Origin of the sequence: Bradyrhizobium betae (genome assembly GCF_008932115.1) — a bacterium.
Lineage (GTDB): Bacteria > Pseudomonadota > Alphaproteobacteria > Rhizobiales > Xanthobacteraceae > Bradyrhizobium > Bradyrhizobium betae.
Genome location: NZ_CP044543.1, coordinates 4,879,974 through 4,906,780, shown reverse-complemented (window position 1 = coordinate 4,906,780; position 26,807 = coordinate 4,879,974). Strand labels below are relative to the sequence as shown.

General features: G+C 63.8%; 28 protein-coding genes and 1 riboswitch. Of the genes, 22 read left to right on the top strand and 6 right to left on the bottom strand.

Features of this window, described 5'->3' with window-relative positions:
* The first annotated feature begins 123 nt into the window (after positions 1-123).
* From F8237_RS23515 to F8237_RS23490, 7 genes are all read left to right on the top strand, one after another.
* Positions 124-1,692 carry a DUF4403 family protein gene (locus F8237_RS23515; RefSeq protein ID WP_151648338.1) on the top strand — a complete coding sequence of 523 codons (1,569 nt, stop codon included), beginning with the start codon at positions 124-126 and terminating at the stop codon, positions 1,690-1,692.
* 129 nt (positions 1,693-1,821) lie between these two features.
* Positions 1,822-2,931: an ABC transporter ATP-binding protein gene (locus F8237_RS23510; RefSeq protein ID WP_151648336.1), complete on the top strand. Its 1,110-nt coding sequence runs from the start codon at positions 1,822-1,824 to the stop codon at positions 2,929-2,931.
* 61 nt (positions 2,932-2,992) lie between these two features.
* Positions 2,993-4,051, top strand: a complete 1,059-nt coding sequence (locus tag F8237_RS23505; protein ID WP_151648334.1) for an ABC transporter substrate-binding protein — start codon at positions 2,993-2,995, stop codon at positions 4,049-4,051.
* Between the two features lie 261 nt (positions 4,052-4,312).
* On the top strand, positions 4,313-5,575 hold the full coding sequence (locus F8237_RS23500) for an ABC transporter permease (RefSeq protein ID WP_151648332.1): 1,263 nt from the start codon (positions 4,313-4,315) through the stop codon (positions 5,573-5,575).
* Positions 5,572-6,402: an ABC transporter permease gene (locus F8237_RS23495; RefSeq protein ID WP_162006183.1), complete on the top strand. Its 831-nt coding sequence runs from the start codon at positions 5,572-5,574 to the stop codon at positions 6,400-6,402. Before F8237_RS23500 ends, F8237_RS23495 begins: the two co-directional genes overlap by 4 nt.
* Before the next feature lie 20 nt (positions 6,403-6,422).
* On the top strand, positions 6,423-6,650 hold the full coding sequence (locus F8237_RS36435; protein ID WP_167527449.1) for a hypothetical protein: 228 nt from the start codon (positions 6,423-6,425) through the stop codon (positions 6,648-6,650).
* A gap of 56 nt (positions 6,651-6,706) precedes the next feature.
* Positions 6,707-7,381, top strand: coding sequence for a Crp/Fnr family transcriptional regulator (locus tag F8237_RS23490; RefSeq protein WP_151648330.1), 675 nt, complete (start codon positions 6,707-6,709; stop codon positions 7,379-7,381).
* Between the two features lie 50 nt (positions 7,382-7,431).
* Here F8237_RS23490 and F8237_RS23485 read toward each other — a convergent pair whose 3' ends face one another.
* Complete coding sequence (locus F8237_RS23485) at positions 7,432-8,079, bottom strand: c-type cytochrome (RefSeq protein WP_151648328.1); 648 nt, start codon at positions 8,077-8,079, stop codon at positions 7,432-7,434.
* Between the two features lie 229 nt (positions 8,080-8,308).
* Between F8237_RS23485 and F8237_RS23480 the strand changes: the two genes are divergently transcribed.
* From F8237_RS23480 to F8237_RS23460, 5 genes are all read left to right on the top strand, one after another.
* Positions 8,309-9,859: a cytochrome C gene (locus F8237_RS23480; protein ID WP_244625954.1), complete on the top strand. Its 1,551-nt coding sequence runs from the start codon at positions 8,309-8,311 to the stop codon at positions 9,857-9,859.
* A gap of 30 nt (positions 9,860-9,889) precedes the next feature.
* Positions 9,890-10,663 (top strand): outer membrane protein, encoded by a 774-nt coding sequence (locus F8237_RS23475; RefSeq protein ID WP_151648326.1) that lies wholly within the window; start codon positions 9,890-9,892, stop codon positions 10,661-10,663.
* A 74-nt stretch (positions 10,664-10,737) separates the two neighbouring features.
* The gene (locus F8237_RS23470; RefSeq protein ID WP_151648324.1) at positions 10,738-11,340 is read left to right on the top strand and encodes a c-type cytochrome; all 603 of its coding nucleotides are present in this window, start codon (positions 10,738-10,740) and stop codon (positions 11,338-11,340) included.
* Positions 11,341-11,398: 58 nt separating this feature from the next.
* Positions 11,399-12,001 (top strand): c-type cytochrome, encoded by a 603-nt coding sequence (locus F8237_RS23465; protein ID WP_151648322.1) that lies wholly within the window; start codon positions 11,399-11,401, stop codon positions 11,999-12,001.
* A gap of 193 nt (positions 12,002-12,194) precedes the next feature.
* Entirely contained in the window at positions 12,195-13,403 is a 1,209-nt protein-coding gene (locus F8237_RS23460) for an ABC transporter substrate-binding protein (protein ID WP_151648320.1), read from the top strand.
* A 250-nt stretch (positions 13,404-13,653) separates the two neighbouring features.
* Here F8237_RS23460 and F8237_RS23455 read toward each other — a convergent pair whose 3' ends face one another.
* Both F8237_RS23455 and F8237_RS23450 read right to left on the bottom strand, forming a co-directional pair.
* Positions 13,654-14,175: a PRC-barrel domain-containing protein gene (locus tag F8237_RS23455; RefSeq protein WP_151648318.1), complete on the bottom strand. Its 522-nt coding sequence runs from the start codon at positions 14,173-14,175 to the stop codon at positions 13,654-13,656.
* A gap of 224 nt (positions 14,176-14,399) precedes the next feature.
* Complete coding sequence (locus tag F8237_RS23450) at positions 14,400-14,966, bottom strand: hypothetical protein (RefSeq protein WP_162006182.1); 567 nt, start codon at positions 14,964-14,966, stop codon at positions 14,400-14,402.
* A gap of 180 nt (positions 14,967-15,146) precedes the next feature.
* Here F8237_RS23450 and F8237_RS23445 point away from each other — a divergent pair, with 180 nt between their 5' ends.
* From F8237_RS23445 to thiC, 8 genes are all read left to right on the top strand, one after another.
* Complete coding sequence (locus F8237_RS23445) at positions 15,147-15,917, top strand: response regulator (protein WP_151648314.1); 771 nt, start codon at positions 15,147-15,149, stop codon at positions 15,915-15,917.
* A gap of 13 nt (positions 15,918-15,930) precedes the next feature.
* The gene (locus F8237_RS23440; protein WP_151648312.1) at positions 15,931-17,262 is read left to right on the top strand and encodes an ATP-binding protein; all 1,332 of its coding nucleotides are present in this window, start codon (positions 15,931-15,933) and stop codon (positions 17,260-17,262) included.
* 189 nt (positions 17,263-17,451) lie between these two features.
* On the top strand, positions 17,452-18,003 hold the full coding sequence (locus tag F8237_RS23435; protein ID WP_151648310.1) for a lytic transglycosylase domain-containing protein: 552 nt from the start codon (positions 17,452-17,454) through the stop codon (positions 18,001-18,003).
* A gap of 26 nt (positions 18,004-18,029) precedes the next feature.
* A riboswitch (TPP riboswitch) is annotated at positions 18,030-18,174 on the top strand.
* Entirely contained in the window at positions 18,162-19,187 is a 1,026-nt protein-coding gene (locus F8237_RS23430; protein ID WP_151648307.1) for an FAD-dependent oxidoreductase, read from the top strand. It overlaps the preceding riboswitch by 13 nt.
* Positions 19,178-19,375 carry a sulfur carrier protein ThiS gene (thiS, locus tag F8237_RS23425; protein ID WP_151648305.1) on the top strand — a complete coding sequence of 66 codons (198 nt, stop codon included), beginning with the start codon at positions 19,178-19,180 and terminating at the stop codon, positions 19,373-19,375. The genes F8237_RS23430 and thiS overlap by 10 nt, the downstream gene beginning before the upstream one ends.
* 154 nt (positions 19,376-19,529) lie before the next feature.
* Complete coding sequence (locus F8237_RS23420) at positions 19,530-20,312, top strand: thiazole synthase (RefSeq protein WP_151648303.1); 783 nt, start codon at positions 19,530-19,532, stop codon at positions 20,310-20,312.
* Complete coding sequence (locus tag F8237_RS23415; protein WP_151648302.1) at positions 20,299-20,907, top strand: thiamine phosphate synthase; 609 nt, start codon at positions 20,299-20,301, stop codon at positions 20,905-20,907. Before F8237_RS23420 ends, F8237_RS23415 begins: the two co-directional genes overlap by 14 nt.
* Positions 20,908-21,107: 200 nt before the next feature.
* A complete protein-coding gene (thiC, locus tag F8237_RS23405; protein ID WP_151648298.1) occupies positions 21,108-23,006 on the top strand; it encodes a phosphomethylpyrimidine synthase ThiC in 1,899 nt (632 codons plus the stop codon).
* A 132-nt stretch (positions 23,007-23,138) separates the two neighbouring features.
* Here thiC and F8237_RS23400 read toward each other — a convergent pair whose 3' ends face one another.
* Complete coding sequence (locus F8237_RS23400; RefSeq protein WP_151648296.1) at positions 23,139-23,948, bottom strand: hypothetical protein; 810 nt, start codon at positions 23,946-23,948, stop codon at positions 23,139-23,141.
* Positions 23,949-23,970: 22 nt separating this feature from the next.
* Positions 23,971-24,555 (bottom strand): hypothetical protein, encoded by a 585-nt coding sequence (locus tag F8237_RS23395; RefSeq protein ID WP_151648294.1) that lies wholly within the window; start codon positions 24,553-24,555, stop codon positions 23,971-23,973.
* 122 nt (positions 24,556-24,677) lie between these two features.
* Here F8237_RS23395 and F8237_RS23390 point away from each other — a divergent pair, with 122 nt between their 5' ends.
* Positions 24,678-25,202 carry a mismatch-specific DNA-glycosylase gene (locus F8237_RS23390; RefSeq protein WP_151648292.1) on the top strand — a complete coding sequence of 175 codons (525 nt, stop codon included), beginning with the start codon at positions 24,678-24,680 and terminating at the stop codon, positions 25,200-25,202.
* A 15-nt stretch (positions 25,203-25,217) separates the two neighbouring features.
* On the opposite strand, the gene F8237_RS23385 is transcribed toward F8237_RS23390, so the two are convergent.
* Positions 25,218-25,613 (bottom strand): response regulator, encoded by a 396-nt coding sequence (locus tag F8237_RS23385; RefSeq protein WP_151648290.1) that lies wholly within the window; start codon positions 25,611-25,613, stop codon positions 25,218-25,220.
* A 280-nt stretch (positions 25,614-25,893) separates the two neighbouring features.
* Between F8237_RS23385 and F8237_RS23380 the strand changes: the two genes are divergently transcribed.
* On the top strand, positions 25,894-26,784 hold the full coding sequence (locus F8237_RS23380; RefSeq protein ID WP_151648288.1) for a hypothetical protein: 891 nt from the start codon (positions 25,894-25,896) through the stop codon (positions 26,782-26,784).
* The last annotated feature ends 23 nt before the right edge of the window (positions 26,785-26,807 follow it).

Below are 26,807 nucleotides of genomic sequence, written 5' to 3'. Positions count from 1 at the left end.
CAACGCACCGCAACGGCGCGTTCGCAGCCGTTAACCTGTTCGCCGCAATTCTACCCCATCGGTGCGCTCTAGCGCCCTCCTTGCCTGCCCTGTAGACTTCGCCCGGGGCGGCCTGGGGGAGTGATGCGACTCGCGTTGAATCTGAAGACTGTTCTGATCGCCGTGGCGGTGCTCGCGGTGTCGTTTTTCGTCAGCCTGAAGGCGATGGACTGGCTGTCGCCGCGCGCGACGAATTCAGCGCCGCCGGTCGCGCAATTGCCGCCACTGCCCCCGGTCGCGAAGAGCTCGATCGTGGTCGCGCCGGTCGCGATTGCGCTGTCGGCGATCCGCGACCAGGCGGAGAAAGCCGCGCCGCGCAATTTCGCCGGCAAGGCCGATAATCCAATCTCGCAGATCCTGGAGAATGCCGACATCGGCTGGTCCGCCGTGCGCGGGCCGATGTCGGCCGCCGGCGACAAGGACGTGCTGACGATCTCGACGCCGCTCAACGGCAAGCTGAACGTGACGGGTTCGCTGTCGTCGAAAGCCACCGGCGCGCTCGGCGACGCCCTCGGCAGCGTGCTCGGCGGTGACGCGGCGAAACGGATCGGCGCGGTCAACATCAAGAATTTGAACGCCAGCGCCGAGATCAGGGGCAACGTCATCGTCACCTCGCGCCCGAAGCTCGCGGCGAACTGGCATCTCGAGCCCAATCTCGGGGCGCAGGTCAATCTCGGCGACACCAACCTCAACGTCGCCGGCGCCAAGGTCAACGTGCCGGCGCAGGTGAAGCCGCTGATCGACAAGAACGTCGGCGAGCAGATCAACGTCGTCTCCGAGCGCATCCGCAACGATCCCTCGCTGCGCGACAATGCAAAGCTGCAATGGGCCAAGGCCTGCCGCTCCATTCCGCTGCAGGGCTCCGGCGCCTCCGCCGCGCTGCCGCCGCTCTGGCTGGAGATGAAGCCGGTCCGCGCCATCGCGGCGCAGCCGCGCGTCGACGCGCAGAACGTGACGCTGCTGCTCGGACTCGAGCTCGAGACGCGCGTGACCTCGACGCCGACCAAGCCGGACTGTCCGTTCCCCGAAAAAATCTCGATCGTGCCGCCGACCGGCACCGGCGTGAACATCGGCGTGCCGATCGACGTGCCCTTCACCGAGATCAACAAGCTGATCGCGGCACAGATGGTCGGCCACACCTATCCCGAGGACGGCTCCGGCCCGGTCGACGTCACCGTGAAGAGCGTCAACGTGGTCCCGTCGGGCGAGCGGCTGCTGATCTCGCTGCTGGTGCGCGCGAAGGAGAAGAAGAGCTGGCTCGGTCTCGGCGCGGAGGCCACCGTGCACATCTGGGGCCGGCCGATGCTCGACCAGGCGCAGCAGACGTTGCGGCTCGCCGACATTCAGCTCGCAGTGGAATCCGAGGCGGCCTTCGGCCTTTTGGGCGCCGCCGCGCGCGCCGTCGTGCCGCAGCTCCAGCAGACGCTGGTGCAGAAGGCGACGCTCGACCTCAAGCCGATCGCCGCCAATGCGCGCGAGAAGATCACAGCCGCGATCGCCGACTACCAGAAGAGCGAAGACGGCATCAAGGTCGATGCCAACATCAGCAGCCTGACGCTCGCCGACATCGCCTTCGACTCCAGGACGCTGCGCGTCGTCGCCGAAGCCGGCGGCACGCTGAATGTGTTTGTGACGAAGCTGTCGGGGATGTAGCGCGCCCTCACGCGCCGGGCCGGCGCGCGTCGCTTGCACCGCTGGCATTCTCGCCCGAGGATGCTAAGCTGTCTTTCGCAACCTCGGACGAGGTCCGGACGGCACTGAAGCTGATCACGCGAGGACAACATGGACGCCGGCTTGGTCACGCCTTCGCCGGCACTGGTACGGTTTTCCGGCATTCAGAAGACCTATGATGGCGAGCACCTCGTGGTGAAGAACCTCGATCTCGACATCAGGAAGGGCGAGTTCATCACGCTGCTCGGCCCGTCGGGCTCGGGCAAGACGACCACGCTGATGATGCTGGCCGGCTTCGAGGTTCCGACCCAGGGCGAGATCTACCTCGCGGAACGGCCGATCAGGAACGTGCCGCCGCACAAGCGCGACATCGGCATGGTGTTCCAGAACTATGCCTTGTTCCCGCACCTGACGATCGCGGAGAACATCGCCTTCCCGCTGTCCGTTCGCGGGACCAACAAGGCCGAAGCGCAGGAGCGCGTCAGCGCGGCGTTGCGGATGATCAAGATGGAAACCCTGGCGCACCGGCGGCCCGGGCAGCTCTCGGGCGGTCAGCAGCAGCGCGTGGCGCTGGCCCGCGCGCTGGTTTTCAATCCGCAACTGGTGCTGATGGACGAGCCGCTCGGCGCCCTGGACAAGCGCCTGCGGGAACAGATGCAGCTGGAGATCAAGCAACTGCACGAGACGATGGGCATCACGATCGTCTATGTCACCCACGATCAGAGTGAAGCGCTCACCATGTCGGACCGCATCGCCGTGTTCAACGACGGCATCGTGCAGCAGATCGACAGGCCGGACACGCTGTACGAGAATCCGGTGAACAGCTTCGTGGCCCATTTCATCGGCGAGAACAACGTGCTGACCGGAACGGTCGAGACGATCGACAAGCAATATTGTCGGGTCGTGTTAGCCGGGGGCGGCACCGTGACCGCACGGGTGGTCAATGTATCAGCCGCGGGCGCATCGACCTCGCTGTCGGTGCGGCCGGAGCGGATCGCCATCATTCCGGAGGGCAACTCCAGCGACGGACCGAACCGGCTACCGGCCAGGGTGCGAAACACCATCTATCTCGGCGACCACGCGCTTGCCGTGCTCGATGTCGCCGGCAACGGGGAGTTCATGGTCAAGCTTCAGCCGGGGGCGCATGGCGAATTGAGGCATGGGGACAGCGTGTTCATCAGCTTTCGTCCCGAGGACTGCCTGGCCCTCGATCCCGTCTGATCCGCACCGGCATCGATCAAGCTCAACGCAACGCAACGCATATGAAGAAGGAACCAAGACCATGCTGAAGCGCAAGACTGGCAGGATTGCTTTGGGGTTCGCAGCGGCGTTCAGCGCCAGCGCTGCGCTGGCCAATGTCGCGCAGGCGCGTGACCTGACCGTCGTGTCATGGGGCGGCGCGTATCAGGATGCCCAGAAGAAGGTCTATTTCGAGCCGTTCAAGAAGGCCGCCGGTGTTGCGATGAACGACGAGTCCTGGGACGGCGGTGTCGGCGTTTTGCGCGCCAAGGTGCAGGGTGGCGCCGCCACCTGGGACGTCGTTCAGGTCGAGAGCGACGAACTCGCGGTCGGCTGTGAAGAGGGCCTGTACGAGAAGCTGGATTATTCCAGGATCGGCGGCGAGGCCGTCTATATCCCGCCGTCGGTCAACCCCTGCGGCGTCGGCGCCATCCTCTATGATTTCGTGCTCGGCTACGACAAGGACAAGCTGAAGCAGGCCCCGGGCGGCTGGGCCGACTTCTTCGACACCAAGAAGATTCCGGGCAAGCGCGCCCTGCGTCAAGGCCCGAAGACCACGCTGGAGATCGCCCTGATGGCCGACGGCGTCGCACCGAAGGACGTCTACAAGGTGCTGGCGACCGACGAAGGCGTCGAGCGCGCCTTCAAGAAACTGGACACCATCAAGGGCGACATCGTCTGGTGGAAGGCCGGTGCCCAGCCGCCGCAATTGCTCGCCTCCGGCGAGGTGGTGATGACGTCGGTCTACAATGGCCGCATCGACACCGCGAACAAGAACGACAAGAAGAACTTCGGCATGGTGTGGGACGGCGCGCTGTTCACGCTCGACAGCTGGGTCATCCTGAAGGGAAGTCCGAACAAGGACGCGGCCTACAAGTTCCTCGACTTCGCGGGCAAGGCGGAGAACCAGTCGAAACTGTCGGAAAACATCGCCTACGGCACCTCGAACAAGGATGCAGCAGGCAAGCTGCCGCCAGCCGTTCTGAAAGACCTGCCGACCGCCCCTGACAACATCAAGAACGCGGTCGAGATCAACGTGGCCTTCTGGCTCGAGAACATCGATCGGCTGACCGAGCGCTTCAACAAATGGGCCGCGAAATAACGCGCGATCGAACTGGCCTGCGGTGCGCATTGAAGGCAGCTTCGTTGCGGCCATCCTTCGAGACGCCCGCCTTCGGCGGACTCCTCGGGATGAGGTCTGAGTCTGTGGCAGCGACTCTACAGGCACCAATGTCAATGAGCCTCATCCTGAGGAGACCGCAAAGCGGTCGTCTCGAAGGACGAGGCGCTTGCTCAGGCCCCTCCACAAGGCCATTTGCGATTGCCCCACTCGCAATGGGGACGAGTCAATGAGACGCATCTCATGACAGCAGCGTCCCTCACCGGCGCCGATGCCAAGCCCGAGGTGTCGCTCAAGCGGCGCCTGAAGCAGGCCGAACGCGCGCGCCAGCTCAAGGCGTTCGCGCTCGTCGGGCCGCTGCTGCTGTTCCTGCTCTTCACCTTCGCGGGCCCGATCGCCGGCATGCTGTGGCGCGCGGTCGACGACCGCGAGGTGCGTCAGGTTCTGCCGCAAACGGTCGCTGCTCTCGCCGACTGGAACGGCAAGGACCTGCCGGACGAAAAGGCCTACGCGGCGCTGGCCAGCGACATCATGGCGGCGCGTGCCGCCGGCACCATCGCCATCGCAGCCAAGCGGCTCAACTACGCCCTGAACGGCTTCCGCACGATCCTCACCGGCACGGCACGTAATCTGAAGGCGATGCCGGAGCCCGGTACGGCCAGGGAGACGCTCGGCAAGATCAACCCGGCCTGGCGCGAGCGCACCACCTGGACCACGATCAGGGACGCCAGCGGCCCGGTGACCGGCTTCTACCTGCTGGCAGCGCTCGACCTGACGCGGAACGTGGACGGCGCGGTCGTCTCGGCCTCGCCGGATCAGGCCATCTACCGCGACGTCTTTGCCCGTACCTTCCTCATCAGCCTCAGCGTAACGGCACTCTGCCTGATCCTCGGCTTCCCGGTCGCGTACCTGCTGGCGACGCTGCCGCCCGGCCGGTCGAATCTGTTGATGATCTTCGTCCTGCTGCCGTTCTGGACCTCGCTTCTGGTCCGCACCTGCGCCTGGATCGTGCTGTTGCAGAGCAACGGCATCGTCAACGACAGCCTGCACTGGCTCGGCATCATCGAACAGCCGCTGCGGCTGATCTACAACCGCTTCGGTGTCTGCGTGGCCATGACCCACGTTCTCCTGCCGTTCATGATCCTGCCGCTGTACAGCAGCATGAAGGCGATCTCGCCTGCCTACATGCGTGCCGCCGCCTCGCTCGGTGCGCCGCCGGTCACCGCCTTTCTGCGCATCTACCTGCCGCAAACCCTGCCCGGCATCGGCGCTGGAAGCCTGCTCGTCTTCATCCTGGCGCTCGGCTACTACATCACGCCCGCGCTCGTCGGCGGCGCCGCCGACCAGATGATCAGCTATTTCATCGCGCTCTACACGACGGAGACGGCCAACTGGGGACTCGCCTCGGCGCTGGGCGCGGTGTTGCTGCTCGCCACCCTTCTGCTTGCTCTCGTCTACGGCAAGCTGGTGCAGGGACAGCAGGTCACGGGAGGCATGAAGAATTGAGCGATCATTCTTCCCTCCGTACGCCCAGCCAGCGCATCGCGTGGTCCGCGACCATCGTCATCTCCACGCTGGTATTCATCTTCCTGATCGCGCCGATTCTCGCGATCATGCCGCTGTCCTTCAGCTCGGGCTCGTTCCTCACCTATCCGCTGCCCGGCCTCTCCTTGCGCTGGTACGACGACTTCATCAATTCGCCGCGCTGGATGAATTCACTGAAGAACAGCATGATCATCGGCGTCGCCGCGACCCTGCTCTCGATGCTGCTTGGCACGCTGGCAGCGCTGGGGCTGGCGCAGTGGAAGAGCCGGTTCAAGCCGCTCGTGCTGGCTTTCGTGCTGTCGCCGGTCGTCGTCCCCGGCGTCATCACCGCGGTCGGCCTCTATTTCTTCTTCGCGCCGATCGGACTGACCGGCAGTTATCTCGGCCTGATCCTGGCCCACACCGCGCTGGCGACGCCCTTCGTGGTGATTACGGTCGGCGCGACCTTGCAAAGCTTCGACACCAATCTGGCACGCGCCGCCGCCTCGCTCGGCGCCTCGCCGCTTCAGGCGTTCCGCCGCGTGATCTTGCCGCTGATCCTGCCCGGCCTCGCGTCGGGTGCGCTGTTCGCCTTCGCGACCAGCTTCGACGAGGTGGTGATCGTGCTGTTCATGGCAGGTCCCGAGCAGCGCACCCTGCCGCGCGAGATGTTCAGCGGCATCCGCGAGAACATCAGCCCGACCATCACGGCAGCGGCGGTGATCTTGACGACTGTCTCCGTCATCCTCCTCGCCACCCTGGAAGGCCTGCGCCGGCGCAACGAACGGCTCAAGGGCAGCGGCGGCTGATCGAGACCAATATCAGCAGCGTGACGCTCGCCGACATCGCCTTCGATAGCAAGACGTTGCGCGTCATCGCGGAAGCCGGCGGCACCCTGAACGCCAATGTAACGAAGCTGTCGGGGATAAGTGGCCCGACATCCATCCATCCGAGCTCGTGGCAGCTCGAGGGGCACCGGGCGCGCGCCCCTCGATTGCGATTGATTGGCAAGTGCAAGTTGCAGAGCTTTGATCTGTCGCAACACACGCGCGCGTGAACCATCGACCAATGAATACGTCCAAGATCCAGCGCTCTAATTGGTAAGTGCATGCCATGTCCGATGCACCGCTCGATAGGTCTCCAAAAGCGCGGTTTGACCCCGGGACGTTCCTCGCCAAGCCCACCGCCGGCGTCACGCTGGAACGATTTCAAGCCAATCAGCAGATTCATGCCCAGGGTGAACCCGCCGATACCGTTGGCTACGTCCGCAAGGGACGAGTCAAGGTCACGACGCTGTCCAAGCGTGGCAAGGAAGCCATCGTTGGCATCATTCAGAAGGGCCAGTTCTTCGCTGAAACCTGCCTGGGTGGCGCGAACGTGCGGAGTGCGACCGTCGTAGCCCTGGAGGACTGCCTGATCACCTCGATTGCGAAGGACGTGATGCTCTCGACGCTTCGCTCGGAGCCGGAGTTCTCAACGTTTTTCGTGGCGCATCTTCTGTCGCGGAATACGCGGCTCGAAGAGGACTTGGGCGACCAATTGTTGAACCTGAGCGAAAAGCGACTTGCACGGCTCTTGCTGGTTCTTGCAGACACGGATCAGGAGACCGGCAGATCAAGCGAAATCAACCTCAGTCAGGAAGCGCTCGCGGAAATGGTCGGGACGACGCGATCGAGGATCAGCACCTTCATGAACAGGTTCCGCGAGCGGGGATTCATCAGCTACGACAGCCATGGTCGAAGAATTCAAGTCTACAGCGCGCTGCTGATCTCCGTATTGGCAGGCTAGCGGGAGGCCGGATCATCGGTCCCGACGAAGTCCTGCGTGACAGCCAAATATCATTCGAGATAGCTGAGATAGGCCGCGACCGCCTTGACCTGCGCTTCCGTCAGGTTGTGAGCGATCGGTTGCATGATCGCCGAGTTGTCGGGATTGGCCTTGTCCTGGCCACGCTCCTTGTCCCAGTTCGTCAGTTTCCTGGTCATGTAGTCGTGGAGTTGGCCCGCCAGACGTGGAAACGCATCGGCGCCCTTGGCGTCCGGTCCATGGCAGGACGCGCATGGCGGGACCTCCGCAGCAGGAATGCCCTCTTCATAGATTTTCTTTCCGACCGCCAGGGAATCCCGGGGCGCTCCCCCCAGTGGCTTTGGGTTGAGATCCTTGAAATAGGTCGACAAGGCCGTGAGCATCGCCGGGGTGAGCACATGCGACACGTTGAACATCACGGGGTTGGTTCGCCTGCGGTCGATGAAGGCCTGCAATTGATTACTCACGTACTCGGGTTGTTGCCCCGCAAGCCGCGGCATCGGCAAGGATCCGCGAAAGCCTTGTCCCGATAGTCCGTGACAAGTCTTGCAGTAATCCGTCTTGGCCTTGAGCTCCTGCGCAGAGACGGAGGCGCTCTTGTCCTCTGCGAGGCTCGGCGCCGAGAAGCCAGCAATCAGAATTGCTGTCAACAGCGCCGACGCCAGTGCATTGACCTTCATGATCGCCCTCCGGTGATAGGAGCTGCACGACTCGCGAATAGTTCGGGACAACGTCCCTCACGCCCCTCTGTGTACGCCCAATCCCTGTTGCCAAAACGCCTCACGCAGTCGAAATCAAATTCGCTGTTCTTTTTTGAACACTGGTTTTTGCCGGCGCAGTTTTAGCTCCGCACTGTCTCGACGGTCATGACCGCATTGACGGCATGCTGTGAGCAGATGGGATGGCGCGATGCGAGCCGGTTGCGGTCGTTTTTTTCGTTCCCATGGCAGCTGGAGGCTGGCCGCAGTTGCAGCAACCCTGTGCTCGGCGCTCTACCTGACGATCGGCTCCGCGCCACCTGCTCAGGCGTTGCCGAGCTTCGCGCGCCAGACCGGGCAGCCTTGCGGCACCTGCCATACCGACTTCCCCGCGCTCACGCCCTACGGGCGCCGCTTCAAGCTGCTCGGCTATACCGCCGGCGGTGGCCAATTCCGCACGACGCCGTTCTCATCCAGCACGGGCGTCAACGCGCGCGCCGAGCTCGATAAACTTCGTGGCTACGCCAAGGCGATCAATCCACCCGCTGCAGACGACAGCAAGGTATATGTCCCGCCCGTCTCGATGATGGCGATCGTGGGCTACACCCACACGCAGGCAGCGACGGTCGCGCCGCCGACTGATCCCTACAAGGCGAACGACAACGTCGTGCTGTCGCCGTTCAGTGGTTTTTGGGGCGGAGCAATCACCGACAATGTCGGCGCCTTTGTCCAGGTCACCTACAGCGCGCCGGATCCGTTGTCCGCCTTGTCAGGAACGCCGGCAGATCAGTTCAAGCACACCTGGTCATGGGACAATGCCGACGTCCGCTTTGCGGGCACCGGGAGTTTCGGCCCGATTGATTTCGTCTACGGCATCACCGCAAACAACAATCCGACCGTTCAGGATCTGTGGAATACGACGCCGGCGTGGTCGTTTCCCTACGCGGTATCGTCGCTTGCAGGAACGCCCGCTGCCAGCACGATGATCGAGGGAGCGTTTGCCGCGCGTGTTGGCGGCGTCGGCGCCTACACCTCGATCAACGATCTGCTTTATCTGGAGTTCACCGCGTACAAGACGCTCGGCTTCGGTCAGCAGAACTCACTCGGCATGAATCCGTTCGACGGGCCCGGCCTGTTCGGCAGCGTGGCGCCGTACTGGCGCGTCGCGCTCGAGCCGCATTGGGGCCGGCATACGTTCATGGTCGGCACGTTCGGCATGTATTTCGACGTCCATCCATGGCTCGATACCAGCTTCGTCACGGGAACGACGGCAACCTTGCCGCAGTCGGACAAATTCACCGATGTCGGATTCGACACCCAATACCAGTACCAGGGCGACAACTACTGGCTGACGTTGCGCGGCAGCTACATTCGTGAGTTTCAGCGGCTGGACGCCAGCTTCGCCAATTTCGCCTCGGCCAATCCCACCAATCTGCTCAACAGCATGAAGCTTCAGGCTTCATTTGCCTACGGCAGCGACAACAGAGTCGTTCTGACCGGCCAATATTTCAACATCTGGGGCACCGCCGACGCCGGGTTGTTCGGCACTGATCCGACGACGGGGTTGGCCATGACGCCGAACAGCAATGGCTGGATGGCTGAGATCGCCTACATCCCGTTCAGTGCGAGCAAGTCATTCGGCTGGCCCTGGTTCAATGCCCGCATCGGCCTGCAATACACCTATTACAACAAATTCAACGGCACCACGGTCGGTGCGCATGACAACAACACGCTGTTCCTCCACGCCTGGTTTGCCATGTAGGCAGGTTCACCCGCAGACGGAGATTGTTCGATGGAAAAATTGCTCCTAGCCAATCTCGCGGCGTTTGCGATGATGCTTGCCGGGCCCGCGATGGCCGCAGACCTGCCGCTCAAGGCGGAAGTCCCGTTCGTGGCCCGGTTCAGCTGGACGGGCTGCTATCTCGGCGGCAGTCTCGGTGGCGCTTTCGCGCACAAGGACATCACCGATCCAGCACAATTGGTGCAGGATTCCTTCCTGGGGGCCGGCAATACGGTCGGGGTCACCACCGTGAATACGACGCCACACGGCGTCTTGATCGGCGGGCAGATCGGCTGCGACTACCAGTTCGCTCCGTCCTGGGTGGTCGGCATCGAGGGGGCTGCGTCCGGCTCGACGATGAAGGGCTCCACCAACGTAGCGCTTCCACTCGGCAATCCCGATACGGCACTGGTGCAGGCCAAGACCGATTTCCTCACCAGCGTGACCGCGCGGATCGGCTACGCGTTCGACAATCTGCTGCTCTATGCCAGGGGCGGCGCCGCCATGGCGGCAGACCGATACGACGTCACCGGCTCATTCGCCGGCACGCCGTTCGGCTTTACGGGACTTGAAAACCGCTTCGGCTGGACCGCCGGCGGCGGCCTGGAATGGGCGTTTACGCAGCATTGGTCGGCCAACTTCGAATACGACTATTACCAGTTCGGACACCGTACGGTGACGATGACCGATCCGACCAATGTCCTGCTCGGCAGCGTCGATGTTAGGCAGAACATTCAGGTCGTCAAGGTCGGGTTGAACTTTCATATCGGAGCAAACGGTTGGTGATGGCTGAGCTCCTCGCAGTGAAGCGAACGCGATCTCGCCGGGTCGTCGGCCTTTGCGCGGCATTGCACGCAGTCATGCTGACTGCCGCTTTCGCCGTCACGGTCCACGCGGAAGAGCGTGGAGAAGCGGCAAGGGGAGGTCTCGAAGCCAAGCTCGACTATTGCAAGACCTGCCATGGGCTGTCGGGCCAGGGTTATCGCGGATATTTTCCGATGCCGCGTTTGGCTGGGCAGCAGCCGCAATATCTCGAGAATCAATTGCGCGCTTTCATCGAGCGCAGGCGTACCAATCCAATCATGGCCAATGTCGCCCACGTGCTGAGCCCGGCCATGGTGTCTGCCTTGGCCGTCCATTTCAAGAATCTCGATCCGAAACCGTTTGGAGGCGCGCCGCGCGGCTCGCTCGCAGTCGGCAAGCGCATCTACGAGGATGGGATTCCGGAGGCAAATGTGCCGGCGTGCGCGGCCTGCCATGGCACGGACGGCAAGGGCCAGAACGAAATTCCGCGTCTTGCGGGCCAGCTTTATGACTACACGATCGGCCAGCTCTCGGGCTGGGCGAGAGTGCGCGGTCAGGGCTCGGCGATCGATACTTCGGCGATCATGGCGCCGACGGCGCACAACCTTTCGCGATCCCAGGTCGAAGCGGTCGCCGCTTACGTAGGTTACTTGCAATGAGAGCAACGCCGCTCCAATTCCCGGCGACCGCAAACGCAAGGCGCGAAAGCGTGGGCTCATGAAGCGCATCGAGTGGAGAATCGTGGTTCTGGCCATCGTCGGCTCGATCGCGCCGGCAATGGCGTGGGACGGAGGCGGTGCCCAAGTCCGCAATTGCACGTGGTGCCATGGCGCCGGGGGGCAGGGATACAGGGTCGCGCCGCGGCTGGCCGGTCAGCGTCGGGACTATCTCGAGAGCCAGATCAGGAGCTTTCGCGAGCATACACGCGACAATCCATTTTCGAAGCAGTTCATGTGGGGAGCCGTCGCAGCGCTTGCCCCTCAAGACGCGCGTGACCTTGCGGTCTATTTCGCGTCCATCCCGCCGAAACCCGCCAATGACGGCGATAGCAGCATCGCCGCAAGGGGCCGAACGATCTACCTCGAAGGGATTCCTGAGGCGAATATCGCGTCCTGCTATGCCTGCCATGGTCCGAACGCCGAGGGCGTACGCGACATTCCCCGCCTCGGAGGGCTGGCCTACTTCTACCTCAAGACGCGGCTAGAGCAGTGGGGCCAAGGTTACCACTCAGGAATGGCAACGCCGATGCCGGTGGTTGCCCGCTCTTTGGGCCCGCGTGAAATCGAGGCACTGGCTTCGTACCTCAGCTTCGGCAAGTAGCCCAAGAGGGCATCAAAGATGCAGCCACCGTTTGGCACTCACGTCTTTATTCATCTTTAGATTGTGCAAGAGCGGCGACCGGCGTCAAACCGGTTTCGTGAGTACATGGTCCGGCTTTGCCGGCGGCATCGATTGCGGCTAGAACGTCCCTGCGACGAAGCTCAAAGAACAATCCAAAAGGGAGAAAAATAACATGCAAAAACTCATCGCCGCCGTCGCGGCCAGCTTCGCCATTGCCGCGACCTGTGGCGCCGCGCAGGCGCAGATCTCCGACGAAATCGTCAAGATCGGCGTGCTCACGGACATGTCCAGCCTTTATGCGGATGCGACCGGCAAGGGTTCCCTCGCCGCCGTCGAGATGGCGGTCGCCGATTACGGCGGCAAGGTCGCCGGCAAGCCCGTGCAGGTGGTCGCCGCCGATCACCAGAACAAGCCTGATGTCGGCGTCAACATCGCCCGCAACTGGTACGACAACGACAAGGTCGATGCGATCTTCGATGTTCCCACGTCCTCGGTCGCGCTGCCGGTCTCTGCGCTGACCCGCGAGAAGAACAAGATCAACATCAATTCCGGCGGCGGCTCGTCCGACATCACCGGCGCGCAATGCTCGCCAAACACGGTGCACTGGACCTACGACACCTATGCGCTGTCGAACGTCGCCGGCAAGGCGATGGTCAAGCGCGGCGAGGACACCTGGTTCTTCGTCACCGCCGACTACGCCTTCGGCATGGCGCTGCAGCGCGACGCCGCCAACGTCGTCAAGGAGAGCGGCGGCAAGGTGCTCGGCGAGGTCCGCCATCCGCTCAATTCATCGGACTTCTCCTCGTTCCTGCTGCAGGCCCAGGCCTCCAAGGCCAAGGTGGTCGCGCTAGCCAATGCCGGCGGCGACACCACCAATGCGCTGAAGCAAGCGTCCGAGTTCGGCCTGACGCAGGGCGGCCAGAAGATGATCGCGCTGCTCCAGGAGATCACCGATACCCATTCGCTCGGCATCAAGGCGACGCAGGGCCTGATCGTCACCGACGCGTTCTACTGGGACATGAACGAGGAAACGCGCGCCTTCTCGAAGCGCTTCAACGACAAGGTCGGGCACATGCCGACCATGATCCAGGCCGGGCTCTATTCAGCGACCACGCACTATCTCAAGGCGATCGAGGCCATCAAGACCGACGAAGCACCGAAGGTGATGCAGCAGATGCGCGCCACGCCGGTGAACGATTTCTTCGCCAAGAACGGCAAGATCCGCATCGACGGCCGCATGGTCCACGACATGTATCTGTTCGAGGTCAAGAAGCCCGAGGAGTCCAAGGGCGAGTGGGACCTCTACAAGCTGATCGCCACCGTACCCGGCGACGAAGCCTTCCGTCCACTCGACAAGGGTGGCTGCCCGCTGGTGAAGTAGAGGCCTTCTCCCTCGTCCCGCTTGCACTGCCAATTCCTCATCCTGAGGAGCTTGCGCAGCAAGCGTCTCGGAGGATGCAGCAAGCGTCTCGGAGGATGAAGGCCAGGCCGGTGGCCTCGCCCTTCGAGACGCGCGCAAGAGGCGCGCTCCTCAGGGTGAGGGTCAACATTTCGCAATGATGATAGAACACGGACACGACAGCGCGCCCGGCGAAAACCGGGCGCGCTTCGTTTAGAAGTCTGGAAGTGCATTACTCCGAGTACTTGAACTCGGGCATGTTCTTCAGCTCGTCCTTGCTCGCGTTGAACACGGCGTGGTCCGGATACCACTTCGACGTGGACGATGCGGTGGTCGCGGTCGTCGTGGTGGTCTTCTCGGTGCCGGTCGCAGCGCCCGTGGTGGTGGTCGCCGCGGGCTTGGTGCCGGTGTAGGCGACGGCCTCGTTGACGAACTTCAGCTTCTCGTAAGGCACGGCAACCAGATGCTCGCCCATGCCGAGGAAGCCGCCGACGCCGATCACGGCGATCTTGATGTCACCGTTCTTGTCCATCAGCAGATCGTTGATCGAGCCGATGTTCTCGTTGGCTTCGTTGTAGACCTTCAGGCCGTCCATCTTGGACGTGCGCCACTGGCCGGAGGCCGTCGTGGTCGTGACTGTCGCGGTGGCAGCAGGCGCGGCCTTGTCGGTGGTGACGGTCGGCGACTGCGCAAACGCAACGGTCGAGAGCAACGCGGTGCCGGCAAGACCGGCGGCGATCGATTTCATCAACATGATTGTCCTCTCCTTCAGTAGAAAACTTGTGCGGAGAGAACAGCGATGAGCAGCCACAGTTCCTGAGTTGCGGCAATTTCGTCGCGCGACCATGGCGCTGCATCGCGACGAAGGTTCCTGAGTGACAGAGGAACGTTCCGGATGCACGGTTCCCCGCCGGCGATGATGCGCCCTGGGAAGAAGCATCATCGCGACGAGGACCGCGCCGACCCGCGTCGCGCAGGTCAGCTCTTGCAGTCGATCAGAAGTGCGGAGAGGTCCGAACTGCCGGACGAGCTGCCGTTGGCGCCATAGGACGAGCTCGATGATTGCGACTGCTGCAGCGCCTGAAGGAATTGCTGGAGGATCTCCGCCGTGGTGGAAGCGGTCGACGTGCTGCTGGTCGAGTCAGTCGTCGAAGACGAATCCGAAGAGCTGCCGTCCGACGGCGGCGGACCGGGCGGTGGTCCGCCGGCGCCGCCGGCGCCGCCGGGTCCGTTCGCGAAGGCGGACTGAAACACGTTCTTCAACGCGTCCGCCTGGTCCGAAGTCAGCGTACCGTTCGACACCTCGTTGGAGATGAGGTCGTCGATCTTCGACTTCATGTCGTCCTTGGAGGGACGCGTGCCGCTCGACTGGTCGCTTGACCGGCTCTGCTGGAGCGCGGTGTCGATGTCGGTCAGCGCGGTGGAGAGCGCCGACTGGTCCGACGACGAGATCGTGCCGGCGGAGACTTCCGATTGCAATTCCTGCTGCAGCCGCTGCAACGGCGACTGGTAGTTACCGGCGGAGGCCGCCGAAATCGAGGTCATGATGGCTCCGTGGTTTTTGCGGGGTTTCTTGTGTGGCGCCATCACGGTATGGTTAACGGCCTTAACGAGACCTTGCCGCACCACTGCCGAGCTGTTGCCGGGTGTTGCAACCGGGCACCCGGAAACATACCGAAACAAAAATCTTCGCCTTTTGGCCCGAATCTTGGACAAACAAAGCGCATGGCCAATCCCTCTCCCAACATCCTGGTTGTCGAAGACGACCGCGAAACCCGGACGTTGATTGCGAAGTACCTGCGCAACAACGCCTGCAACGTCACCGCCGTGAGCGACGGCCGCGAGATGTCGCGCGCCATGGCCGATCATCGCGTCGACCTCATCATCCTCGACGTCATGCTGCCCGGCGAAGACGGCTTGAGCCTGTGCCGCAAGGTGCGCTCGGAGACGCAGACGCCGATCATCATGCTGACCGCGCGCGGCGAGGACGTCGATCGCATCGTCGGCCTCGAGATGGGCGCGGACGACTATCTGCCAAAACCCTTCAACCCGCGCGAGCTGCTCGCGCGCATCAACGCGGTGCTGCGCCGCCAGGCCGCTGCGCAAGCGGCGAGCTCGATCGAAGGCGCGAGCACGCTCGCCTTCGAGGGCTGGCGCATCGATCTGCGGCTGCGCGAGCTGCGCAACCCGGAGGGCGCGCGCGTCGCGGTGACCAGCGCCGAGTTCGACCTGCTCAGGACGTTCTGCGAGCGGCCCGGCCGCGTGCTGTCGCGCGACAGCCTGCTCGACCTCACGCAGGGGCGCAACACCGGCTCGTTCGAACGCTCCATCGACGTGCTCGTCAGCCGCATCCGCCGCAAGATCGAGCCCAATCCGGCCGATCCCAGCATCATCAAGACGGTGCGCTCCGGCGGCTATCTGTTCACGCCCAGAACTGAAGTGGCTGGGGCTGAAGTAGCCAGCCACGAAGCGGTCGCGGCGCCCCTGGGCAATTAGTGGGGCGGCCGCCATGACGCCGTTCCGCTTCTTCCACCTCAAGAGTATCGGCGGACAGATCGCCGCGCTGGTGGTGGCGTCGATCGTCGCGCTGCATCTGATCCTGACCGCCAGCTTCCTGATCAGCCGGCCGGACCGTGCCGATCCGCCGCCCGACAGCGCGCATCAGCTCGCCGATGCCGCCCTGCTGCTGAGCGGCGCCGATGCCAGCGAGCGGCCGCGCATTCTCGCCGATATCGCACGCGCGTTTCCCAGGGCCGGCATCGAGCTGCTCGCACCGGGGACCACTCCGGCCACCGATGACGGCGACAGCCCGCATCTGCGCAATGTCCGCCGCCACCTCGGCCACCAGTACAAGGTTCTCGCGCTGGCGCCGCAGGGCGGCGCGCACCGGATCGCGGTTGGATTGCCCGACGGCACCATGATCGCGGGCCGCGTCGAGCAATCGCCCTATCCGCCGCGGTTCTGGGGCGGCCCGTGGATGATCACGCTGCTGTTCGCGCTGATCAGCGTCACCATGCTCGGCCTGTGGGCGGCCTATGCGCTGGCCGCGCCGCTGTCCTCCTTCGCCAGGGCGGCGGAGAATTTCAGCCTGGACGGCGAGGCCGCCGATCCGCTGCCCGAGCGCGGCCCGGAAGAGATCCGCTCGGTCGCGCGCGCGCTCAACCGCATGCACGAGCGGATCGCGCGGCTGATGTCCGATCGCACCCGCATGCTGGCCGCGATCAGCCATGATCTGCGCACGCCGATCACGCGGCTGCGCCTCCGCGCCGAATTCATCGAGGACGAGGGCAATCGCAGGCGCATGCTGATCGATCTCGACCAGATGCGCTCGATGCTGGAATCCGTGCTGTCGCTGCTGCGCAACGACCGCAAGATCGAGGCGGTGACGCTGGTCGACATCGCCAGCACGCTGCAGCTCATCGCCGACCAGTTCGGCGACATGGGCCACGTCGTGCACTACGACGGGCCGGCGTCCGCGACCGCCGCCGCGCGTCCCGACGATCTGCATCGCGGCGTCACCAACCTGGTCGAGAACGCGGTGCGCTTCGGCGCCGAGGTGACGATCCGTCTCGACATCGACGGCACGAAACTCGTCATCGACGTCGAGGACGACGGCCCCGGCATTTCGGACGCGCGCAAGCAGGAGATGCTGGAGCCGTTCGTGCGCGGCGACGATGCGCGCACCATGGACGATTCCACCGGTTTCGGCCTCGGCCTGTCGATCGCGCACGCGATCGCGCTCGCCCATGGCGGCGAGCTGTCGCTGCACGACCGCGCGCCGCACGGGCTGATCGTGCGCATGCAATTGCCGGTCTGGCAGCAGCCGCGGCTGGCGGCCTGAGGCGCTCGCCTCCCTTGCCCTCTCTCCCTTGGCCGAGGGAACCCCGGCGCCAGCTCTGAGTCGTAGTCAGGGCCCGACGCCATTCGCTGGAGGCGGCGTTCGGCCACATCATCGCCGCGATCGGGAGGCCTAACGGCAGCCGGCGCAGGTCACTTCGCGACATCGCCAGTCAGGGACCCGGGACATCTGATGAAAATTTTACGCGTCGCCGCGCTGCTCGCGGCCGGACTGACCTTGCCGCAGGCCGCATTCGCGGGCGAAGCCGAATATGCCGAGATGGTCGCGACCCATGCGCGCGCCAACGGCGTGCCGGAAGCGCTGGTGCACCGTGTCATCATGCGCGAGAGCCGCTACCAGTCCGGCCTGGTCGGCCACGGCGGCACCATCGGCCTGATGCAGATCAAGCTCGCGACCGCCCGGGGGCTCGGCTACACCGGCGATGCCGCGGGCCTGCGCGACCCCAACACCAACCTCACCTACGCGGTCAAATACCTCGCCGGCGCCTATCGCGCCGCCAATGGCGACCACGCCCAGGCCGTGCGTTATTTCGCGGGCGGCTATTACTACGCCGCCAAGCGGCAGCGGCAGGAGATGGTGCAGCAGGCCAGCACCGAGACGAATTCCCAGGTCTGGCTGGAGCCGAACGGCAATCCGCAGCCGATGTTCGGCACCCCGCCGCACCGGAAGCTCGCCCAGCGCGTCCGCAACGCCCGGGCGCAGGTTCCGGGCCTAATGCGTTGACACCAGCCGTCACAAGCCTACATTAGAGCCGTTCCGAGGGGTGCTCCGAGGAGGAGCTGAGATACCGCTAAATGGGCAAGCCTGCACTTCAGCAGGCAGGCCCAGGACCGCGGTGACCCTTTGAACCTGATCCGGGTCATGCCGGCGAAGGGACAGGGATGTTGCAGACGACCAAACGACCGGATTCCCCGGTATCCATCATCGGCGCAGGCATTGCGGGCGCCTGGCAGGCCCTGTTGTTCGCACAGGCCGGCCACCCCGTCACGCTCCACGAGCGCGGCGACGCCACCATGGCCGCTTCCACCAGCCATTGGGCCGGCGGCATGCTCGCGCCCTATTGCGAGGCGGAGGTCGCCGAACCCATCATCTCCCGGCTCGGCCAGCGCTCGCTCGACATCTGGCGCCGCGAACTGCCCGACACACCCTTCAACGGCTCGCTCGTCGTTGCCCATCCGCGCGAGCGCAATGATTTCGAGCGCTTTGCCCGGATGACCGAGGACCATCGCCGGCTCGATGCAGCCAGCCTCGCCGAGCTCGAGCCGTCGCTGGAGGGCCGCTTCCGCGACGCGCTGTTCTTCCCCAACGAAGGCCATGTCGAGCCGCGCCGGGTGCTGCCGAAGCTGCACGAGCGCATCATCGCGGCCGGCGGCACCATCAAGTTCGGCAGCGACGTGTCCGCTGGTGACCTGGCAGAACTCGATCCTAAAGGCATCGTGATCGACTGCCGCGGCCTCGGCGCGCGCGACGAGCAGAAGGAGCTGCGCGGCGTCAAGGGCGAGATGGTCCTGATCGAAACGAACGAGGTGCAATTGGCCCGCCCGGTGCGGCTGATCCATCCGCGCTGGCCGCTCTACGTGATCCCGCGCGAGGACAATCTGTTCATGCTGGGCGCGACCTCGATCGAGGCCGAGGACACCGGCGTCAGCGTCCGCTCGGCGCTCGAATTGCTCGGCGCGGCCTATACCGTGCATCCCGCCTTCGGCGAGGCCCGCATCGTCGAGTTCGGCTCCGGCCTGCGCCCCGCTTTCCCCGACAATCTCCCGCGCATCGGCATTCGCGGCGGCAGGATCAGCGTCAACGGGCTCTACCGCCACGGCTTCCTGATCGCACCGGCGCTCGCCGAGCTGACGCTGCAATACGTCCAGCGCGGCCAGATCGACAATGAGGTGATGCAATGCGGGTGATCGTCAACGGCGAGCAGCGCGAGGTGAGTTCCGCCAGCGTCGACGCGCTGCTGTCGGAGCTCGACTACGAGGGCACCCATTTCGCGATCGCGCTGAATTACGACGTCGTGCCGAAGAGCCGCTGGGCCGAAACCCATCTCAAGGCGGGCGACGAGATCGAGATCATCACGCCGCGGCAGGGAGGGTGAGGATGGTGCTCTCTCCACACTCTCCGCTGTCATCGCCCGGCTTGACCGGGCGATCCAGTACGCCGCAGCGTCTCGGTTCCTGCCGCGCGGCCGCGGCGTACTGGATCCCCGCCTTCGCGGGGATGACAGCGTCAACTCAGGAGACACCTCTCACATGGTGACCTTCTACGGCAAAACCTTCCCCTCCCGCCTGCTGATCGGCAGCGCGCTCTATCCGTCACCCGCGATCATGCAGGCCGCGATCCGCGCCTCCGGCTCGAACATCGTCACGGTGTCGCTGCGGCGCGAATCCGCCGGCGGCAAGACCGGCGACGCGTTCTGGAATCTGATCCGCGAGCTCGATGTCACCGTGCTGCCGAACACCGCCGGCTGCCGCACCGTGCGCGAAGCCGTCACCACGGCCAAGCTCGCGCGCGAATTGTTCGGCACCAGCTGGATCAAGCTCGAGGTGATCGCCGACAACGACACGCTGCAGCCCGACGTCGTCGGCCTCGTCGAAGCCGCAAGCATCCTGATCAAGGACGGTTTTGAAGTATTCCCCTATTGCACCGAGGATCTCTCCGTCGCCAATCGTCTGGTCGATGCCGGCTGCAAGGTGGTGATGCCGTGGGCCGCGCCGATCGGCAGCGCCAAGGGCATCATCAACCCCGACGCGCTCAAGCTGCTGCGCGAGCGGCTGCCCGACATCACGCTGGTGGTCGATGCCGGCCTTGGCGCGCCCTCCCACGCAGCCCAGGCGCTGGAGCTCGGCTACGACGCCGTGCTGCTCAACACCGCGATCGCCAAAGCCGCCGATCCCGTCGCGATGGCGAACGCCTTCCGCCTCGGCTGCGAGGCCGGCCGCACCGCTTATGAAGCCGGGCTGATGAACGCCCGCGACTTCGCCTCCCCTTCCACCCCTGTCGTTGGGACACCGTTCTGGCATGCCGTATCCTGATCGCTTCTATCCCGTCGTCGACAGCCTCGCGTGGGTCGAGCGCCTGACCAAGCTCGGCGTCGGCACTATCCAGCTGCGCGCCAAGGACCTCAACGACTCGCAGGCCCTGCAGGTCGTCACCGATGCGCTGGCGATCACCGAGGGCACGCAGGCCAAGCTGGTCGTGAACGACTACTGGCGCGCGGCGATCGTGGCCGGCGCGAAGTACCTGCATCTCGGCCAGGAGGATCTCGCCGAGGCCGACCTCGCGGCCATCCGCGAAGCCGGCCTCTCGCTCGGCATCTCCACCCATGACGACGCCGAGCTTGAAACCGCGCTCGCGGCAAAGCCCGACTACGTCGCGCTCGGCCCGATCTTCTTCACCACCTTGAAGTCGATGCGCTTCGAACCGCAGGGCATTCCGAAGATCACGGAATGGAAGAAGCGCATCGGCAGCATCCCGCTGGTCGCGATCGGCGGCATCAAGTTCGAGCACGCCGCGGAGATTTTTGCCGCCGGCGCGGATTCCATCGCAGTGGTGTCCGACGTGACGCAAAACGCCGACCCCGATGCCCGGGTGCGGCAATGGCTCGGCGAGTCGAAGGAGGCGGCGTGATCCACACTCTCTCGCCCCACACTCCACTGTCATCGCCCGGCTTGACCGGGCGATCCAGTACGCCGCGGCCTCTCCGTATCCCACTGTGGCCTCTGGAATACTGGATCCCCGCCCCCCGTGCGCAATTGCGCACTAGGCGGGGATGACACCTTTTATCGACGCACGCACAGCGACCTCAACGAATTAAACCGGAGGATCCCATGAACATCCGCTCCAATCCCGAAAAAACCGTCCCCGCCGTCACCACCGGCCCCCTCCCCTCCTCGCGAAAGATCTTCGCCTCGCCCGACGCCGCGCCCGAGCTGCGCGTGCCCCTGCGCGAGATCATCCTCTCCGAGGGCGCCGGCGAGCCGAACCTGCCGGTGTACGACACCTCCGGCCCCTACACCGATCCGTCCGTGACCATCGACGTCAACGCTGGCCTTGCGCGCGGCCGCAAACAGTGGGTGCTGGAGCGCGGCGGCGTCGAGGAGTATCAGGGCCGGCAGATCAAGCCGGAGGACAATGGCAGCGTCTCCGCCGACAAGGCCGCGCGCGCGTTCAGCGCCTATCACCAGCCGCTGCGCGGCCTCGACGGCCACAAGATCACCCAGCTCGAATTCGCCCGCGCCGGCATCGTCACCAAGGAAATGATCTACATCGCCGCGCGCGAAAACCTCGGCCGCAAAGAGCAGCTCGAGCGCGCGGAAGCAGCCCTTGCCGATGGCGAGAGCTTTGGCGCTTCGGTCCCCGCCTTCATCACCCCGGAATTCGTCCGAGCTGAGATCGCGCGCGGCCGCGCCATCATTCCCTGCAACATCAACCACTCAGAACTTGAGCCGATGATCATCGGCCGCAACTTCCTGACCAAGATCAACGCCAATATCGGCAACTCCGCGGTGACGTCGTCGGTCGAGGAGGAGGTCGAGAAGATGGTGTGGGCGATCCGCTGGGGCGCCGACACCGTGATGGACCTCTCCACCGGCCGCAACATCCACACCACCCGCGAATGGATCTTGCGCAACTCGCCGGTGCCGATCGGCACCGTTCCGATCTATCAGGCGCTGGAGAAGTGCGACGGCGATCCGGTCAAGCTGACCTGGGAGCTCTACAAGGACACGCTGATCGAGCAGTGCGAGCAGGGCGTCGACTATTTCACCATTCATGCCGGCGTGCGCCTGTCCTACATCCACCTCACCGCCAGCCGCGTCACCGGCATCGTCAGCCGCGGCGGCTCGATCATGGCGAAGTGGTGCCTGGCGCATCACAAGGAGAGCTTCCTCTATACCCATTTCGACGAGATCTGCGACCTCATGCGCAAGTATGACGTCTCGTTCTCGCTCGGCGACGGCCTGCGCCCGGGCTCGATCGCGGACGCCAACGACCGCGCGCAATTCGCCGAACTCGAAACGCTCGGCGAACTGACGAAGATCGCGTGGGACAAGGGCTGCCAGGTCATGATCGAAGGCCCCGGCCACGTGCCGATGCACAAGATCAAGATCAACATGGACAAGCAGCTCAAGGAATGCGGCGAGGCGCCGTTCTACACGCTTGGACCGCTGACCACCGACATCGCGCCGGGCTACGACCACATCACCTCAGGGATCGGCGCCGCCATGATCGGCTGGTTCGGCTGCGCCATGCTCTGCTACGTCACGCCGAAGGAGCATCTCGGCCTGCCCGATCGTAACGACGTCAAGGTCGGCGTCATCACCTACAAGATCGCCGCCCACGCCAGCGATCTCGCCAAGGGCCACCCCGCCGCGCAACTGCGCGACGACGCCCTCTCCCGCGCCCGCTTCGACTTCCGCTGGAACGACCAGTTCAACCTCGGCCTCGACCCCGAGACCGCCAAGAACTTCCACGACGAGACCCTGCCGAAGGAAGCCCACAAGGTCGCCCATTTCTGCTCGATGTGCGGTCCGAAGTTCTGCTCGATGAAGATCACCCAGGACGTGCGGGATTATGCGGCTACGCTGAACGATCCGAACAGCATCGGCATGTCGATGGCCGGCACTGCCGAGGACGGCATGAAGCAGATGAGCGCGAAGTTCAAGGAGATGGGGAGCAGCGTTTATCTGGATGCGGAGAAGGTGAAGGAGAGCAATCGGGTGTTGTGAGGTCGCCGTGCACGGTCAAATCCTACTAGGCCGGCGATTACTCGCCGACCTAGTATAAAGAAATCATCCCCATACGCGCAGCACTTTTGAAATCGAAATGAGAAATTTGGCCGAGCAATTCGCTGCCATTACTTACCTTGCGCTAAGCAACAACTGCCTTACGAGTGCTTTGGTAACGTTCCAGAACATGGCAGAATCATTGTGCGCGAGCGCCACTCCGTGTCGAAGCTCCTTCGCTGGATGAACGTAATTTCGGAACTCTTTTATAACATCGGCTATCTGCTTAGCAGACTCGGTAATCCAGCCCAGTTCGTGCCCAACGCGAATATACGAATCGAGCATCCATTCCTGATAGTCCGCAGTCTTGCCCGATTTCTTATCGATCGGAGCAGCTTTTGCTTTGATCAGGCTCGATTTGTCGGTCATCTTGTTCGCGCGCGCGACAAAAAGCGCCTCAAGCAATCCCCCCATCATGACTATTGCCGCAAGATGCGCTTGAGCTGACACACACTTGCAGCATTCTAACCACCGGTTAGCTAGGATGGCGTTCATCTGCGGGCTGCCAGCTAACGGTGAAAAATCCGGCGGAACATCGTCGGAATGCTGAGGACTATTCATCGTCCCGTTCCGCAAGACTTCAGTTCGCACCGCCATGAGCGAAGTTTTTGCTCGCGTGAGAGCTCCAAGGTAGGTGGTTCTGGCGGCGCTCCTATCCGCAGAATTCAGAATAGTTTGAAAGGCGTCGTTGATCGAATTTATGTCAATGTCAGAACGGTTCTCCAGCGACTTGCGATGCGTGTTAAACCATGCATAAGCAAGCGACTTTAAGCCAGCGAGTTGGTCGGCTCCGCGGACCTGCTTGGACCGAATCCTGGCTACTAGAATTCTCGCTGTCGTAACTTCTTGAAGAGCTGCATCGATCGCATCAAGGGCCGCGGTCATATTAAGATACTCCCGATGCGGACTACGCCTTGGTCTTTTTCCTCGATGATGCCTTGCGGCCGGCTGGCTGCCTCCTCTGACGGCCAGCTTTTTGACCGGCCGTAGCTGCCTTTCCAGGTAGCGTGATTGCCACTAGATTTTCGCCAACAGTATTCAATCGAAACTCGCCATGCCCAGCCGAATCTAGATATCCCGCGTTCTTTGCGTTGTTAAGGGCATATCGGCTTGGGCGTTTTCTGGTCGCAAGCCGCGCTGCCTCACTTAGGAGTTCAGCATCGATACTTTCGCGACGCGCGTGAGCGGGCGCTTCGAACTGATAATAGTATGCAGTCACAGCAGCAAATTGCTGATCACTTTGTGGCGCTTTGGCTTCTGTAAATTGCTTTATGTCTAGCGCCCTCGCTGGTTCGCGAACGTTCTCGACTGAAGCTAAATGTTCAGCTTGTCGCCCGGCCGGCGCTGAAGCTTCCGGCGCCTTCAACCCGAGAGCTTCGCTAGCAAAACGCAACGCTCTTTCCTGTTGCGGCCGATCCAATCCAGCTAAAGTTTCTGCGATAATCTTTGCAGCATCAAACTCGTTATTCACAATGCCTTGGGCTTGCGTCATGATGTTGTTGCTCCCTAATATCTTAGGCTATCACTACCAGCATAACTACGCCACGCGATTTTCCACCAAAGATTGTTAGGCGATGGTTTGAGGTGAACTCAGTTTTCTTCCGTCCAATCTAAATGCTCGACGATTCGCCCCACCGCCTCCCCGACCAGCTCCGCCCCAACCTCCGCCTCGTCTTCGTCGGCACCGCCGCCTCGACGCGCTCGGCCGAGCTCGGGCACTACTATGCCCATCCCGGCAACCGCTTCTGGCGCGCGATCCATGAGGCCGGCATCACGCCGCGGCGCTATCAGCCGGACGAGTTCGCTGATCTCCTCGGCCTCGGGATCGGCTTCACCGATCTCTCCAAGTCGGGCGCCGGGATGGATCATCAGATCGCGACCGCGTCGATCGACGTCGCGGGGTTCAGGGCGAAGATGGAGACGTATCGGCCGCGGACGATCGCGTTCACGAGCAAGAAGGCGGCAAGCCTGTTCTATGGCCGGCCGTCGAGCGCGATTGCGCTGGGGCGGCAGCGGCGCGACGCAAGTCTGCCGGAGATCTTCGTACTGCCCTCGCCGTCGGGCGCTGCATCCGGGCATTGGACGCTGGAGCCGTGGCGCGAGCTTGCGATGTGGATCAACAGCCCTTCAGCGGACTGACCGCGCCAGGACGCATCAGCCTGTCGGCGTGCCCGCGTTGAGAAGCTGGGATAGCGCCGTCACGAGTTGCGCGGGGGCGAATGGCTTGGCCAGCAGGATGCTGCCGGGCACGCCCTTCGAGGGCCACTCGTCGCCTGCGGCGCCGGTCATGTAGACGATCGGAAATATAGCATCGATTTCGCGGCCGACGCGGGCAATGTCCCAGCCGTCGATGGGGCCGCTCAGGTTGATGTGGGTGACGAGGGCGCGGTAATCGTTGGTTTCGCCCTTGAGCAAGGCGATGGCTTCCTCGCCGGAACTCACGATCACGGTGCCAAATCCGCCGTCGGCCAGCGCTTCTTCAACGAGCCCGCGAATGAGGGGATCGTCCTCGACAACCAGGATCGTCGGTAGCACTTGCCCCTGCTGCACGGCTGTTCACCTTGGCTCGCCGTCAAAAGTGAACTTAAGTATGAGGTTGCGGGTGGCCGATAGCGAAGGGCGGCACGATCTCACACACATCGCGGGCAAAGCGCCTGATGTTCTGCTTTGCAACATTGTCCCGGCATAGGAACTTTAACGGGCAGGCACAATTGACGCCGACAACGGAACGGAGGCGACAATGAACGGTTTGATTTATCTGGTTGGCCTGGTGGTGGTGATCCTGGCTGTGCTGTCCTTCTTCGGCTTGCGCTGAGCAAGGATGATGGAAATGTCGATGGAAGGCCTTCCCCCGGCGCCGCGCGCCGATGTCGAGGCGACCCGCGCCGATCGCGGTTCGCGCTATCTGCAATGGTCGCCGATCCTGCTCGGGGCGTTCGCGGCCACAGCGCTGTCGTTCGTCATGGTGACGTTCGGCGCAAGCGTCGGGCTCGGGGTCACCTCCGCTGCGCCGACCTGGCGCGACGCCTCCGTGGCGTTATGGATCCTGTCCGGCATCTATCTCATCCTGCAGGCGATCCTCAGCTTCGGGCTGGGCGGCTACATCGCCGGCTGGGTGCGCACACCGGCCGCGCCGGGCGGTCCGGTCGAGCACACCGAGCAGGCGGACGGCCTGCACGGACTGGCGGTCTGGGCGCTCGCGGTGGTGATGGGCGCTGTGCTCGCCACGCTGCTGGGCGCGGCGACCTTGTCGCGCACGCCAACGGGCGCCACGTCGGCGCGCACGAGCGCCGCCGAGCCGCTGCTCAGCTACGAGCTCGACCGTCTCTACCGGGCCGGGCGCCGCGCGCCCACGGTCGATCTCAGTGCGGAACGCGCTGAAGCCGGCCGCATCCTTCTCACGACGTCGAGCCATGACGGCCTCAGCGCGGACGACCGCACCTATTTGATCCAGCAGGTCGTCGGCACCACCGGCCTCGCGCCGGCTGACGCCGAGCGCCGCGTCGACACCGTCATCGCCAACGCCAAGACGGCGATCGCGCGGTCGCGGCGAAGCACGATCATCCTGGCGTTCTCGGTGGCCACAGCCATTCTGCTCGGCGCCATCTCGGCCTGGGCGGCAGCGTGTGCCGGCGGCCGGCATCGCGACGGTGAGCCTTTGCCGGAGTGGATGGCCCATGCGAATGCGCTGGACCGGCGTCGCACCGCCGTGCTGCCGTAACGGATTGTGGGGTGGGTTAGCCC

Excerpts from the sequence above, each read along its gene's own strand:
- F8237_RS23500 (WP_151648332.1), top strand. The coding sequence starts at position 4,313 with ATGACAGCAGCGTCCCTCACCGGCGCCGATGCCAAGCCCGAGGTGTCG.
- F8237_RS23510 (WP_151648336.1), top strand. The coding sequence starts at position 1,822 with ATGGACGCCGGCTTGGTCACGCCTTCGCCGGCACTGGTACGGTTTTCC.
- F8237_RS23515 (WP_151648338.1), top strand. The coding sequence starts at position 124 with ATGCGACTCGCGTTGAATCTGAAGACTGTTCTGATCGCCGTGGCGGTG.
- F8237_RS23400 (WP_151648296.1), bottom strand. The coding sequence starts at position 23,948 with ATGACCGCGGCCCTTGATGCGATCGATGCAGCTCTTCAAGAAGTTACG.
- F8237_RS23465 (WP_151648322.1), top strand. The coding sequence starts at position 11,399 with ATGAAGCGCATCGAGTGGAGAATCGTGGTTCTGGCCATCGTCGGCTCG.
- F8237_RS23395 (WP_151648294.1), bottom strand. The coding sequence starts at position 24,555 with ATGACGCAAGCCCAAGGCATTGTGAATAACGAGTTTGATGCTGCAAAG.
- F8237_RS23445 (WP_151648314.1), top strand. The coding sequence starts at position 15,147 with ATGGCCAATCCCTCTCCCAACATCCTGGTTGTCGAAGACGACCGCGAA.
- F8237_RS23490 (WP_151648330.1), top strand. The coding sequence starts at position 6,707 with ATGTCCGATGCACCGCTCGATAGGTCTCCAAAAGCGCGGTTTGACCCC.
- F8237_RS23475 (WP_151648326.1), top strand. The coding sequence starts at position 9,890 with ATGGAAAAATTGCTCCTAGCCAATCTCGCGGCGTTTGCGATGATGCTT.
- F8237_RS23420 (WP_151648303.1), top strand. The coding sequence starts at position 19,530 with ATGGTGACCTTCTACGGCAAAACCTTCCCCTCCCGCCTGCTGATCGGC.
- F8237_RS23460 (WP_151648320.1), top strand. The coding sequence starts at position 12,195 with ATGCAAAAACTCATCGCCGCCGTCGCGGCCAGCTTCGCCATTGCCGCG.
- F8237_RS23390 (WP_151648292.1), top strand. The coding sequence starts at position 24,678 with ATGCTCGACGATTCGCCCCACCGCCTCCCCGACCAGCTCCGCCCCAAC.
- F8237_RS23430 (WP_151648307.1), top strand. The coding sequence starts at position 18,162 with ATGTTGCAGACGACCAAACGACCGGATTCCCCGGTATCCATCATCGGC.
- thiS (WP_151648305.1), top strand. The coding sequence starts at position 19,178 with ATGCGGGTGATCGTCAACGGCGAGCAGCGCGAGGTGAGTTCCGCCAGC.
- F8237_RS23380 (WP_151648288.1), top strand. The coding sequence starts at position 25,894 with ATGTCGATGGAAGGCCTTCCCCCGGCGCCGCGCGCCGATGTCGAGGCG.
- F8237_RS23435 (WP_151648310.1), top strand. The coding sequence starts at position 17,452 with ATGAAAATTTTACGCGTCGCCGCGCTGCTCGCGGCCGGACTGACCTTG.
- F8237_RS23480 (WP_244625954.1), top strand. The coding sequence starts at position 8,309 with ATGCGAGCCGGTTGCGGTCGTTTTTTTCGTTCCCATGGCAGCTGGAGG.
- F8237_RS23440 (WP_151648312.1), top strand. The coding sequence starts at position 15,931 with ATGACGCCGTTCCGCTTCTTCCACCTCAAGAGTATCGGCGGACAGATC.
- F8237_RS23505 (WP_151648334.1), top strand. The coding sequence starts at position 2,993 with ATGCTGAAGCGCAAGACTGGCAGGATTGCTTTGGGGTTCGCAGCGGCG.
- F8237_RS23470 (WP_151648324.1), top strand. The coding sequence starts at position 10,738 with ATGCTGACTGCCGCTTTCGCCGTCACGGTCCACGCGGAAGAGCGTGGA.
- F8237_RS23450 (WP_162006182.1), bottom strand. The coding sequence starts at position 14,966 with ATGACCTCGATTTCGGCGGCCTCCGCCGGTAACTACCAGTCGCCGTTG.
- F8237_RS23415 (WP_151648302.1), top strand. The coding sequence starts at position 20,299 with ATGCCGTATCCTGATCGCTTCTATCCCGTCGTCGACAGCCTCGCGTGG.
- F8237_RS23485 (WP_151648328.1), bottom strand. The coding sequence starts at position 8,079 with ATGAAGGTCAATGCACTGGCGTCGGCGCTGTTGACAGCAATTCTGATT.
- F8237_RS23455 (WP_151648318.1), bottom strand. The coding sequence starts at position 14,175 with ATGTTGATGAAATCGATCGCCGCCGGTCTTGCCGGCACCGCGTTGCTC.
- thiC (WP_151648298.1), top strand. The coding sequence starts at position 21,108 with ATGAACATCCGCTCCAATCCCGAAAAAACCGTCCCCGCCGTCACCACC.